Below are 11,116 nucleotides of genomic sequence, written 5' to 3'. Positions count from 1 at the left end.
TAATTGATTAGTTCGCTCTAGATCAAAAATAATTGACAAAAATCGCTAAATGCCTTTCTATATAAGGGTTCCATCCCTTATAACCCCCGTCCATTGCATAACAATTACCGAAGAGCCATTATTTTTATTCATAAATATTTTACACAATTCATACCAGGTAATCAAGAGGGCTACGCCACTACTACCAAATCATTACTGGGAATGGTTTCTAATTTAGCTTGTTGATAAATTTTAGATGAGTATAAATTATTTTCTATTTTCTCTTGACAATCATTTCCCTTATTGATTTGGACAACATCTCTGATTTTACTAGAATAAAAAACATTAGAATGATAATATCTTTGTAAACTCGATTTAATGTTAGCCTTACTGACTTCCTCTCCTAATATTTCTGATAAGGTTTTCCATAATTTACCTGCTGTTTCCTTGATATATTTCTGAGAACGGTGATTTTTTTGAGCGATTTCGGCGTATTTTTGATGATTGACAACTCCCTCTAAGATTTCATGCTGAAGATCATCTAAATGTTCTCCTGTATGGGAGAAAACAAGCTCATCAATAGTTATTATAAAAGATTGAATATCAAATGAGTTCATAGGATGATTTTAAACGGGGAGTTAAGTCAGGATTACCTGATATCATAGCGCAAAATGCAAATTTGGTGTCTTTATATTTCTTTATAGGGCTTTTATGGGTCTTTACAAAATATTTAAAGTTATGTCATTCTTTGCAGAAAGTTTACTAATTTTGTAAAGATTGAGAAAAACTAACATGACAAATCTGGCAAAAACGATCAGTAGAACTTTAATCAGTTCGACATTTGTTTTTGGCATGACTTTAGGCTTGGATTCACTAAATTCTGAAGTCAATGCTCAATTATCAAATTTTTTCTTTCTTCCTCCAGGACAGCAGCTAGATGGTGATACCATCTTGGACATAGAATTACCTCCTGGTTCTCCAATTTCGTTTACTATATTTGCAGATCCTTCCAATTTTACATTTGATCCCAATACAACCCAATTAAAATTTAATTTGGTATACGATTATGATCCTACCGAGTTAAGCTTAGTCAATGAGAATATTTTGGGAAGAGTCAGCTACACTTCAGGAAGCCAAGTTCCCATTGATGTAGGAACTATAGATTTTATTGCTACTAATCCTGGCCTCCGTCCTCATGATGGGGTTCTGGACTTTGGAATCATCTTACTAAGTTTATCTCAATTCGATAACCAAGGTAATCAAATCGGCTCAGAAATTCAGGGTGAGTTGTTTGATCCTCCCAGATTTAATAATCGTGGAGAACAGGGAAATATATTTAATCAAGTTGTAGAAGTGCAAAAAACCCTCGAACCCACCTCAACTTTAGGCCTCCTGTCTCTAGGAATACTCGGTGCTGGTGCGACAATAAAACGCCAAGTAAAACGCAATCATTCTATCAAAAAAGAAACCACAAAAATAGATTAAATTGCCCATTATCTGGAGATCTCGCTCTTCGAGCGCTTTGCGTTTGCCGAAAAAAGTACAAGGGTTTTGAGTCTCTATTTCGATTTGTCAACGTTTGTTCCTGGCACTTTTTTGGAAAAAAAGCTCAAAACCCTTTTCTAGCAGAGCTTACATTTGTATTCAGCAAGCTCTACTTAAACGATTGACCGAATATTAGAATAAATCCGCATGGGAACCAGAGCGCACTAAAAAAAGATGGGTGTCTGTGATTTTATAAATTAAAAGCCAGTCTGGTTCTAGGTGACAATCCCTATATCCATTCCAGTTTCCCATCAAAGCGTGATCTTTGTATTTAGGTTCTAGTTCTTGCTTTTGAAGTAATTTATCAATGACATTTTTCAGTTTGGTCATATCTTTTCCCCGTTTTTGCAGTCGTTTAATATCTTTCTTAAAGCGATTTTCAAAAATGGGTAATAACATTAAATTCCTAGCTGCTGATACAGTTCAACTTGATCTTGGCAAACAGTTAAGTTTTTTTGCTCTTCAATATTCTGAATAGCTTGTTGAGTTTTTTCGTTAAAATCACTTATGGTATAAGTCCCTTCTGCAATTCGTCGTTCTTTTTCCGCTTCTTCTAAAAATTCAGCTAGGTGTTTTTTTAGATAGGTTGCTAGGCTATCTTGTTGTTCTTCAGAAAGCAGTGCAATTTGCTCGAAAGTTTCTTGAATTAATTTAGTCATAGGTATTGTACTCCGAAGTTCAGTTTTTGAGGAAAAAAATCAAGATTCAAATACTGCCCTAACACACCAAAAAGAAAAGTTTTTGATGTGTTACCCTTGGTCAACCCACTATTTACAATAAAGCCATTTCTCCCACCACTTCCAAGCGGGTATAACTGCCGATTTTAAGGAATTTTTCCGAGAGAGATTCGGCCACATTGGGAGTAATCCAGCCTAACTGTTTGAGAATTTGCAAAGCGGCGGCATATTTAGCCCGTTTGGAACCATCTAAAGCTTTTATTGCTAATCCTAAACCTTCACCGACGCGCCCGATACATTGAATCCCTTCGGCCCCGGCTTTACTGACGATTTCCCCCTGACTAACCTGCATTAATTCCGTATCAAAAGCCCCTTCTCCTGCTACCATGCGGGGATGATAGGTCATCGCCCGGACGATTCTTTCTAAGTCTAAACGGTTGCCAGAGGCTAACTGGGCGTAGAGATGGGCCATTTGCCCCAACTGCATTGAATAGGTGGGCGCGCCGCAGTCATCGTGGGCGCTGATTAATTCATCCCCCGGCATCCCCAATAATTCGGCAATTTTGCTGAGAATTAGCTTCTGTATCGGACTAGAACGCCGCAGATAGCTATTTAACGGCCAGCCACGCTGTTGACACACCGCTAACATCCCGGCGTGTTTACCAGAACAATTGTACTGGAGGCGACTGGGTTTACCTTCGGGGAGGGGACATTGCAGGGCATTAGGATCGATATCGGCGCGCCAGAGAATATTAAAGACTTGACGGGCGTGTTCCACCGTGCCTTGGTGAGAACTACAGATAATGGCTAGATCCTTATCGTTGAGATCGTAGCGTTCGAGGGTGGCGGTACTGATGACAGCCAGTGCTTGAAAAGGTTTCAGGGCCGAACGAATAAAGGCGCTAGTTTCGGCGCTGCCGGCGGTGGATAATACCCGGCCGCGGTCATCGCAAATAGCGGCCTCGACATGATGAACCGATTCAATAATGCCTTCCCGGAGGAGATGAATTTCTAAGCGGTGGGTTGGTGAACGTTTTACCCTATTCATTCAGATTGGTGATTGGTTGCGGTTAGTGAGTGAAAAATAGCCAGAAAAGACCACTGATAGCGACAATTGCCCCTAGAATCAGGGCGGTTTTTTGTAAACGCCGGAGAATGGGCTGGATTTGATAGGAGACGATTAAACGATCGCGGGTTAAAATGGCGGCGGTTTTTGTCCAGATTTGGCCATCGTACCAACCCGACTCTTCATAAAATACTTTCTCCGATTGCAAGCGATCATAGACGTAGATCCAGCCCAGATACAAGCGCAATAACACCAATCCTACCAAAATTGTCGAGCCAAAAATCCCCGCACAGAGGAAGAGAAAAGGGGCTTTTTTGAGGGGAAAACTAGCGGCGGCAATCGGTCCGACAATTAACCATGTCCACAACCATAACCAGACAATTTTTTTTGTATAAGAGGCTACATCTAGCGTCGCCCAACGGAAAAACCAAGATTCTTTTAATTGTTCGTACTCGTTAACCGGTTGCTGTTCTTCCGGGACGGGACAGAAATCAAGGGAGGATTTCATGGATTCTACTCCTCCAAATGGTCGCTAGGTAGAGGAATCCGTTGAGCATGACCCCAAAAAGCTTCTAAATTATAAAATTCTCGCTCTTTTGGTAAAAAGATATGGACAATGATATCGCCATAATCCATCAGTATCCAGCTACCCTCGCTTTTTCCTTCCACTTGTCGGGGGGATTGTTGCCATTCTAGTTCCATAGCGGCTTCGATCGCATCCTCGATCGCTCGCACTTGAGTGGTAGAATAGCCGGTAATAATCAGAAAATAATCGGTTAAATAACAGATATCGGCGACTTTCAGGATGGCGATGTCCCCTGCTTTCTTGTCTTCGGCAGCGGTAACAATTGTCTCTAGAAAATTTTCGGTCTTGAGATTTTCGGCGACGGGGGTAATAATTCCAGTGGGATTGGTCATTCAGGTTGTGGTTATCCTTTGGCTGAGGTGGTTTTAAGCGAGTCTTGAGATTATGTTAATCAATGGTTTTAGTTTCTGTTGGTTGTTCTTTAACAATTTGTAACGCCCAGTTGCGGGTTAGCACGGTGCGGGGATGAATGGGACAATGGCTACTTAAAAGATATTTTAGGGAATAATCACAGGTTTGTTGAACGCTTTTATGGAGATTTTGATAGCTGAGTTGTCGTAGGGCGTTTAATTCGGGTGTATCGCCGCGATTGGGTTCCAAGGCATCGGCAATAAAGACTATACAGCTAAGATCGCTCATATTGGGTTTACCGAGGGTATGATTGCGAATCGCTTCGAGAATTTCCTCATCGGTAATGTTAAATTCTTTTTGGGCGACAACTGCACTCACATCGGCGTGGAGTAAGTGGGGATGGGATAAACAGATATTATCCACGTCTATTCCCGCCGATTCCGCCATTTTTAGCAGTTTTTTGGGCTTGAAAAATTTGGCTAGATCGTGTAGTAATCCCGCTTGCCCTGCTTGGACGGGATCGAGATCGTGATGACGAGCTAAATCAATACACATGGTCTCCACACCGAGAATATGTCGCAGACGGTGTTCGTTGACGTTTTCTTTTAACCAGTCGATAACTTGCTGTCGCATCTTTTTTTTGCCCTTGTGGAACCCCAAAACGATTGTAACAATTACTATACAATTTTGCCTATTGCTCCCGGGTTCGATCTTTACCAATCATCCTCGCAACTAGCTTCTAAAACTTCTTCTTGCTGCCAATCATCCTGAAAAGGTTGTACCACTTTACCGATCGCATCGGCCACAAAAGACTTAATAAATTCTTCCTTGCGACTAAGTTGAAATTGTCTTTGTACCACTTCCGTCATGCCACCGTCACCCCAGTCTTGATCCTGACGGAAATATTCAATAAAACTTTTGCCGGCAATGCGGGTTAAATAGGCGGCACTGACCCCTTGAATTGCCTTACCGACTATATAGGTAGTAAAATTTAACTGTAGGATTCTGGCTAATAATTCTACTGCTCCTTTCACTACTCCCAAACTAACTAGAGTTTTGCCCAAAGATAGAGCCAATTCCTTGCCTCGATCGCTGTTAATTTCACAGCCATAAACTTGACCAATTTCCCTGACCATTTGAGCATTAACCGCCGCCGTTGCTAACAGATCGAACACTGGTAAGGGAGTCACGGCAATCACTCCCGCACCGATCCACTGATAGCGATCGATAATTTTATCAGCTTGGCGACGACGTTGGCGATCGATAATTTTCCTAGCTTCTTCCCCCAATCTTTGGGATTGTAAGAGGATATTATCTGCCACTAAATCCTCCCCTTCGGCCCGTAAAACTGAAGCCAAACGTTTAATTAAAGCTAAAATATCTGGTTCCGGTGTGATGATTTGTCCACCGGTTAACTGTACTGGTTGGGGATTAGCGGCGACGGCAATAATATCGGCTGAAAGAACCACTCCTTTTAGCCGTTCTCGTAATTGTTTTAAAATCATTTCTCGATCTTCATCGCTATAGAGATCGATTTTATTAAAGACTAAGAGAGAACGTTTACCAATATCAATTAAACGCAATAAAGGGGCGTATTCCGATTGTCGAATATCGTTATCAATGACAAATAAAAGTAAATCTGCTTCCGTGGCTAATTGTCGCGCTAACTGTTCCCTTTGACCTCCGGCCGCGCCAATTTCGAGAATGCCGGGGGTATCGGTAATTTGAATTTCCCGATTCACACCTTTCATTTTTAAACTATAGGTTTCCCCTTTTTCCGTGGTTCCCATCGTTGCCTCCACATTGCCCACCATTTGACCAATGAGGGCGTTAATTAGAGAGGTTTTTCCCGCCGATCCTGTGCCGAAAACAATGATTTTAACTTCTTTTCTGGCTAAACTTCGCTCAATTTCTTGGGAACGGTTAATAAAAACCTGTTGAGTTACTTTATCTTGAATTTGCTCCACTTGTTGCCGGACAGCTTTTAAGGTTTCCCCGGCGGCCTCGGTTTTTTCTACCGGTAATTTTAGGGGTGGACGGGAGGAAGAACGCAACCCGCGGCGACTTTTTTGCTGCTGGGGCAGCAGATAAAAGTAGTACAAAAGAATGTAGATCAGCAAGCCCAGCAGTCCGATAATCAGTAAAAGCAGAATATTGGCTAAGATAGGAGCGGTAAAGGCGATCTGGATGTAAAGACGATAGATAGAGTTGACTAACCACAACATTAATCCGAAAATAAAGCTCAGACCAATGATTAAAGCGGCAAGACGGGGTAATTTCATCAGCTTTAACGGTAGGGGATTCCTTGATCTTGATCTTAGTTCTTTGCCGGCCGATTGTCGGGAACTAGAATAGACTATTATCTATAGTAATAATTGTTTTTATTCATCAGTAGGGAGGCAAAATTATTTGTAGGATGGGTTAGCGGTAGCGTAACATAATCGGGCGTTGGGTTTCATGCTTCAACCCAACCTACGTTCTCCACCTACTTTTATTTATTCTCCCCACTTCCCCACTTCCCCACCTCCCCACTTCCCCACTTCCCCACTTCCTATTCCCTCGGGCCAGAAAAGGGGTAAGATAATAAGTTTAGTGATAAGATGACCGAATTGTAAGCGGGGACTTGATATGGCAGAAACCCTATTATTTAATGCTTTGCGACAGGCGATCGATGAGGAAATGGGCCGCGACCAGACAGTATTTGTTTTGGGTGAAGATGTGGGTCATTACGGTGGTTCCTACAAAGTTACCAAAGATCTCTACAAAAAATATGGCGATTTAAGGGTTTTAGATACTCCCATCGCTGAAAATAGTTTTACGGGCATGGCAGTGGGGGCAGCCATGACGGGATTGCGTCCGATTATTGAAGGCATGAATATGGGTTTTCTTCTGCTTGCCTTTAACCAAATTGCCAACAATGCTGGGATGTTACGTTATACCTCCGGCGGTAATTTTAAAATCCCCATGGTTATCCGCGGTCCGGGGGGTGTGGGGAGACAATTAGGTGCGGAACATTCCCAACGTTTAGAGGCCTATTTTCACGCGGTACCCGGCTTAAAAATTGTCGCTTGTTCCACTCCTTACAACGCCAAAGGTTTATTAAAATCGGCGATTAGAGATAATAACCCCGTGCTTTTCTTTGAACACGTTCTTCTCTATAATCTCAAGGAAAATTTACCTGATACCGAGTATCTTTTACCCCTCGATAAAGCCGAAATCGTTCGCAAGGGAGAAGATATCACCATTCTCACCTATTCGCGGATGCGTCATCACTGTTTACAGGCATTAAAACAGTTAGAAAAAGATGGCTATGATCCGGAAATTATCGATTTAATTTCCCTGAAACCCTTTGATATGGAGACGATCGCCGCTTCGATTCGCAAGACTCACAGGGTGATTATCGTGGAAGAATGTATGAAAACGGCAGGAATTGCTTCCGAGTTAATTGCTTTAATTAACGAGCAGTTATTCGATGAATTAGATGCCCCCGTGTTAAGATTATCTTCCCAAGATATACCCACACCTTATAACGGTAATCTAGAAAGATTGACGATTATTCAACCTAATCAAATTGTCGAAGCTGTCCAAAAAATGGTTGGCGATCGCATTTAAAAAATTCTCCTTTTGATACTGAAGTTATGCAGAGACAAAATTGGTTATTGTTACTGATCATCGGCCTGGTTGTTGCCTCGATCATCGTCCTGATTAAGTTACCCCTACAATTAGGTTTAGACCTGCGCGGTGGTAGTCAATTAACCATTCAGGTTAAACCCACGGAAACCGTCACAACCATTCAACCTAATGATTTAAAAGCCGTACAAAATGTGATTGAAAATCGCGTTAATGCCCTCGGTGTTTCTGAATCATTAGTGCAGACTGTGGACAGTAAAAATCAGGTAATCGTGCAACTGCCCGGGGTTACAAATCCCAAAGAAGCTGAGAGAAACTTAAATGTTCAGGCCCAATTAGAATTTCGTCAGCAAAAACAAGGTACAGAAGGAGAATTCCGGGCTGAATATTCAATTTTTCAACAAAAAAAGGCGGAATTAACCGCCCTCAAAGCCGAGAATAAACCCGAAAATGCCGCTAAAATTGCCGAACTAGAACAATCTCTGCAAAAATCTAAAGAGGCAATTTTAAATTTATTTGAGTCGGTGGACTTAACCGGAAAAAATCTGCAAAATGCCACCATTAGTTCCACCCAAGGCACTAACTGGGAAGTGGCCATTACTTTCGACTCGGAAGGGGGCAGTAAATTTGCCGAACTGACTAAAGTGATCGCGGGTACTGGTCGCAGTATTGGGATTTTCCTTGATAATGAATTAATTAGCGCCCCTGTGGTTGATGTGCAGTTTGCCCAAACGGGAATTACAGGAGGCCGGGCCGTGATTACTGGTAATTTTACCGCCGAAACTGCCAACGATCTAGCGATTCAATTGCGCGGTGGTTCCCTACCTTTCCCCGTCAAAGTGGAAGAAATTCGCACCGTCGGGGCAACTTTAGGCCAGGATAGTATCCGTCGCAGTATCTACGCTGGTTTAGTGGGTTTACTGTTAGTTTTAATCTTCATGGCGGTTTATTACCGTTTACCCGGTATTATTGCCGATGTTTCCCTGATTATCTATACTATTCTCTCTCTGGGGGCTTTTGCCTTAGTGGGAGTCACGATGACGTTACCCGGTATTGCCGGATTTATCCTCAGTATCGGCATGGCAGTTGATGCAAATGTACTGATTTTTGAACGCACCCGGGAGGAATTAAGGGCGGGAAAATCCCTATTTCGGGCGGTGGAGTCGGGATTTTATCGGGCTTTTTCCAGTATTCTTGATAGTAATGTCACTACTTTAATCGCCTGTGCTGCCCTATTTTGGTTGGGTTCGGGATTAGTCAAGGGTTTTGCTTTAACTTTAGCGATTGGGGTAGCTGTGAGTATGTTTACCGCTTTAACCTGTAGTCGCACTCTCCTGTTAATCACCGTGTTAAACGTCCCTAGCATTCGCCAAAAACCCCAACTTTTCTGCCCTAATTTACCGGCAAATCAGTAGGGTGGGTTAGGCGACGACAAGTTATGCTGTTAACCAATAATTTCATATTCGTCGTAACCCACCGATTGCCACTCCCTACTCCTGTCTCCTTTTTTCCTTTTTACTTAATCGATATGGCATTTAACGTTACAAAACAGCGTAATTTTTGGTGGACAGTCTCGGCCTTGCTGACGATTGGTAGTATTTTGGCCATGGTAATTTCTTGGTTCACTATTCAAGCGCCTTTGCGACCGAGTTTAGATTTTGTTGGTGGTACGAGAATTCAGATAGAATTAGCCTGTGCCAAAAAGAATAACTGTGAGAAACCCTTAACTACTGCCGAAGTGCAAGCAATTTTAGACGAGGAAGGATTGGGTAACAGTAGTGTGCAGGTGTTGGATAAATATACTTTATCGGTGCGGACGAAAACCCTCGCAGAAGAACAGAGAACAAAATTACTCGACACCTTAAACCAGAAAATCGGCGCCTTTGACCCCGAAACCAGTCAAATCGATACGGTCGGTCCCACCATCGGTCAAGAATTATTTAGGTCGGGATTTTTAGCTTTATTAGTGTCATTTTTTGGCATTGCTGTCTATCTAAGCTTCCGTTTTCAACGGGATTACGCTTTTTTTGCCATTGTCGCCCTGCTGCACGACGTTTTGATCACTTTAGGGGTCTTTGCGGTTTTAGGCTTAATTGCGGGGGTAGAAGTGGATAGTTTATTTTTGGTTTCCCTCTTGACAATTGTGGGCTTTTCTGTTAATGACACAGTGGTAATTTATGATCGCGTTCGGGAAAATTTTGTTAATACCCCCGAATTATCGGTGGATGAAATTGTCGATAATGCGGTGAGTCAAACCCTAAGTCGTTCGATTAATACTACCCTGACCACTTTATTGCCTCTGGTGGCGATTTTTCTCTTTGGTGGCACGACTTTAAAATATTTTGCCCTAGCTTTAATTATCGGTTTCGTGGCGGGGGCCTATTCGAGTATTTTTATCGCTAGTACCCTACTAGCTTGGTGGCGCGGTCGTTCCCATCGACCCACACTCAATTACAGTTAGGATGCCATTGGTGAAGAATCAGTGGTTCTTGGATGGGTCGTAATAGTAATTTCAACCTGTTGATTGAGACGACCCAAAATTGAGATCAAACGGTCAATAGTAAAGCGTCCCAAATTAGCACGGCGAATCTGGACAAATTCACTGTGATTAATTCCAGTTCGCACTTGAGCATCGCGGGTTGATAAGTCTTCCTTCTCCAGAACCTTGATAATTTCAGCAGCAAGCAGTGCTTTCGCTTGTCGCACGTCCGCATCTACATCGCCAAAATCGCGGTACACATTCCCGCTACCTTGTACCAGTTCAAATTGTTCTTCACTCATGAGAGTTCCTCCTTCAATCGCTTGAGCCGTGCTTTGATAACTTCGACTTCTTGCTGTGGTGTTTTGATCCCTTTTGGGGATTTTTTCTGGAAGGCATGAATCACCCAGATAGCCTCACCTAACTGGACAGCATAAATAGTTCGATAGGCATCCCCCTTGAAAGGTAGAGCAATCTCGAACACACCAGAACCTATCCCCTTAAAAGGCTTGGTTAGGGATGATTTTGCCCCTTCTGCTGCAATAGTTAAAGCGTCAAGTACAATTTCTTGGGCTTCCTTGGGAAACTTTTGAAAATCTTTCCGTGCCGCTTTAATCCAAGATATAGGACGGGTATTACGCATTCGCTTATGGTGATATAACTGATACCACCTGTCAAGCCCCATTATAGTTACTAATTCTGTACGCAAATATTGCATCTAGAATTAGCTTTGTACGCTTTGACCCGTACTGGGTTAACTACGAACCTCTCTATCGGATTCCCGCTAAAGGCGGCCTCTCCGA

14 protein-coding genes are annotated in these 11,116 nt (G+C 42.5%); 4 read left to right on the top strand and 10 right to left on the bottom strand.

The window, feature by feature from the left end; genetic code table 11:
• Positions 1–170 precede the first annotated feature (170 nt).
• Positions 171–596, bottom strand: coding sequence for a helix-turn-helix domain-containing protein (locus EWV68_RS02600; protein WP_239698159.1), 426 nt, complete (start codon positions 594–596; stop codon positions 171–173).
• 175 nt (positions 597–771) lie between these two features.
• On the opposite strand from EWV68_RS02600, the gene EWV68_RS02595 reads away from it, so the two are divergent.
• A complete protein-coding gene (locus tag EWV68_RS02595) occupies positions 772–1,464 on the top strand; it encodes a hypothetical protein (protein ID WP_061432531.1) in 693 nt (230 codons plus the stop codon).
• Positions 1,465–1,656: 192 nt separating this feature from the next.
• Here the strand turns inward: EWV68_RS02595 and EWV68_RS02590 are convergent, their stop codons facing one another.
• The 7 genes from EWV68_RS02590 to EWV68_RS02560 all read right to left on the bottom strand — a co-directional run bounded on the left by EWV68_RS02590 (position 1,657) and on the right by EWV68_RS02560 (position 6,486).
• Positions 1,657–1,923, bottom strand: coding sequence for a type II toxin-antitoxin system YafQ family toxin (locus EWV68_RS02590; protein ID WP_061432532.1), 267 nt, complete (start codon positions 1,921–1,923; stop codon positions 1,657–1,659).
• Positions 1,923–2,183: a hypothetical protein gene (locus EWV68_RS02585; protein ID WP_002763159.1), complete on the bottom strand. Its 261-nt coding sequence runs from the start codon at positions 2,181–2,183 to the stop codon at positions 1,923–1,925. The genes EWV68_RS02590 and EWV68_RS02585 overlap by 1 nt, the downstream gene beginning before the upstream one ends.
• 112 nt (positions 2,184–2,295) lie before the next feature.
• Positions 2,296–3,249, bottom strand: coding sequence for an asparaginase (locus EWV68_RS02580; RefSeq protein WP_287168711.1), 954 nt, complete (start codon positions 3,247–3,249; stop codon positions 2,296–2,298).
• Positions 3,250–3,271: 22 nt separating this feature from the next.
• Positions 3,272–3,775, bottom strand: a complete 504-nt coding sequence (locus tag EWV68_RS02575; RefSeq protein ID WP_061432533.1) for a CGLD27 family protein — start codon at positions 3,773–3,775, stop codon at positions 3,272–3,274.
• A 5-nt stretch (positions 3,776–3,780) separates the two neighbouring features.
• Positions 3,781–4,185: a ribosome silencing factor gene (rsfS, locus tag EWV68_RS02570; RefSeq protein ID WP_002739249.1), complete on the bottom strand. Its 405-nt coding sequence runs from the start codon at positions 4,183–4,185 to the stop codon at positions 3,781–3,783.
• Positions 4,186–4,240: 55 nt separating this feature from the next.
• A complete protein-coding gene (yqeK, locus tag EWV68_RS02565; RefSeq protein ID WP_004163014.1) occupies positions 4,241–4,837 on the bottom strand; it encodes a bis(5'-nucleosyl)-tetraphosphatase (symmetrical) YqeK in 597 nt (198 codons plus the stop codon).
• Between the two features lie 80 nt (positions 4,838–4,917).
• Positions 4,918–6,486 (bottom strand): YcjF family protein, encoded by a 1,569-nt coding sequence (locus EWV68_RS02560; RefSeq protein ID WP_287168710.1) that lies wholly within the window; start codon positions 6,484–6,486, stop codon positions 4,918–4,920.
• Between the two features lie 346 nt (positions 6,487–6,832).
• On the opposite strand from EWV68_RS02560, the gene EWV68_RS02555 reads away from it, so the two are divergent.
• From EWV68_RS02555 to secF, 3 genes are all read left to right on the top strand, one after another.
• Entirely contained in the window at positions 6,833–7,816 is a 984-nt protein-coding gene (locus EWV68_RS02555) for an alpha-ketoacid dehydrogenase subunit beta (RefSeq protein ID WP_002752113.1), read from the top strand.
• 26 nt (positions 7,817–7,842) lie between these two features.
• On the top strand, positions 7,843–9,249 hold the full coding sequence (gene secD / locus EWV68_RS02550) for a protein translocase subunit SecD (RefSeq protein WP_287168708.1): 1,407 nt from the start codon (positions 7,843–7,845) through the stop codon (positions 9,247–9,249).
• 113 nt (positions 9,250–9,362) lie between these two features.
• Entirely contained in the window at positions 9,363–10,295 is a 933-nt protein-coding gene (gene secF, locus EWV68_RS02545) for a protein translocase subunit SecF (protein WP_287168707.1), read from the top strand.
• On the opposite strand, the gene EWV68_RS02540 is transcribed toward secF, so the two are convergent.
• Positions 10,292–10,615, bottom strand: a complete 324-nt coding sequence (locus EWV68_RS02540) for a helix-turn-helix domain-containing protein (RefSeq protein ID WP_002752110.1) — start codon at positions 10,613–10,615, stop codon at positions 10,292–10,294. The two genes, secF and EWV68_RS02540, sit on opposite strands and share 4 nt — an antisense overlap.
• A complete protein-coding gene (locus EWV68_RS02535) occupies positions 10,612–10,956 on the bottom strand; it encodes a type II toxin-antitoxin system RelE/ParE family toxin (RefSeq protein ID WP_232306098.1) in 345 nt (114 codons plus the stop codon). The genes EWV68_RS02540 and EWV68_RS02535 overlap by 4 nt, the downstream gene beginning before the upstream one ends.
• Positions 10,957–11,116: the final 160 nt, after the last annotated feature.

The organism is Microcystis sp. M_QC_C_20170808_M9Col (assembly GCF_007095495.1).
GTDB lineage: Bacteria > Cyanobacteriota > Cyanobacteriia > Cyanobacteriales > Microcystaceae > Microcystis > Microcystis aeruginosa.
This window is presented reverse-complemented; position numbering and strand designations above follow the sequence as displayed.

Coding starts and splice junctions, on each gene's coding strand:
- EWV68_RS02535 (WP_232306098.1), bottom strand. CDS start 10,956: ATGCGTAATACCCGTCCTATATCTTGGATTAAAGCGGCACGGAAAGAT.
- EWV68_RS02555 (WP_002752113.1), top strand. CDS start 6,833: ATGGCAGAAACCCTATTATTTAATGCTTTGCGACAGGCGATCGATGAG.
- EWV68_RS02590 (WP_061432532.1), bottom strand. CDS start 1,923: ATGTTATTACCCATTTTTGAAAATCGCTTTAAGAAAGATATTAAACGA.
- EWV68_RS02540 (WP_002752110.1), bottom strand. CDS start 10,615: ATGAGTGAAGAACAATTTGAACTGGTACAAGGTAGCGGGAATGTGTAC.
- EWV68_RS02595 (WP_061432531.1), top strand. CDS start 772: ATGACAAATCTGGCAAAAACGATCAGTAGAACTTTAATCAGTTCGACA.
- EWV68_RS02580 (WP_287168711.1), bottom strand. CDS start 3,249: ATGAATAGGGTAAAACGTTCACCAACCCACCGCTTAGAAATTCATCTC.
- secD (WP_287168708.1), top strand. CDS start 7,843: ATGCAGAGACAAAATTGGTTATTGTTACTGATCATCGGCCTGGTTGTT.
- secF (WP_287168707.1), top strand. CDS start 9,363: ATGGCATTTAACGTTACAAAACAGCGTAATTTTTGGTGGACAGTCTCG.
- EWV68_RS02575 (WP_061432533.1), bottom strand. CDS start 3,775: ATGAAATCCTCCCTTGATTTCTGTCCCGTCCCGGAAGAACAGCAACCG.
- EWV68_RS02600 (WP_239698159.1), bottom strand. CDS start 596: ATGAACTCATTTGATATTCAATCTTTTATAATAACTATTGATGAGCTT.
- yqeK (WP_004163014.1), bottom strand. CDS start 4,837: ATGCGACAGCAAGTTATCGACTGGTTAAAAGAAAACGTCAACGAACAC.
- rsfS (WP_002739249.1), bottom strand. CDS start 4,185: ATGACCAATCCCACTGGAATTATTACCCCCGTCGCCGAAAATCTCAAG.
- EWV68_RS02585 (WP_002763159.1), bottom strand. CDS start 2,183: ATGACTAAATTAATTCAAGAAACTTTCGAGCAAATTGCACTGCTTTCT.
- EWV68_RS02560 (WP_287168710.1), bottom strand. CDS start 6,486: ATGAAATTACCCCGTCTTGCCGCTTTAATCATTGGTCTGAGCTTTATT.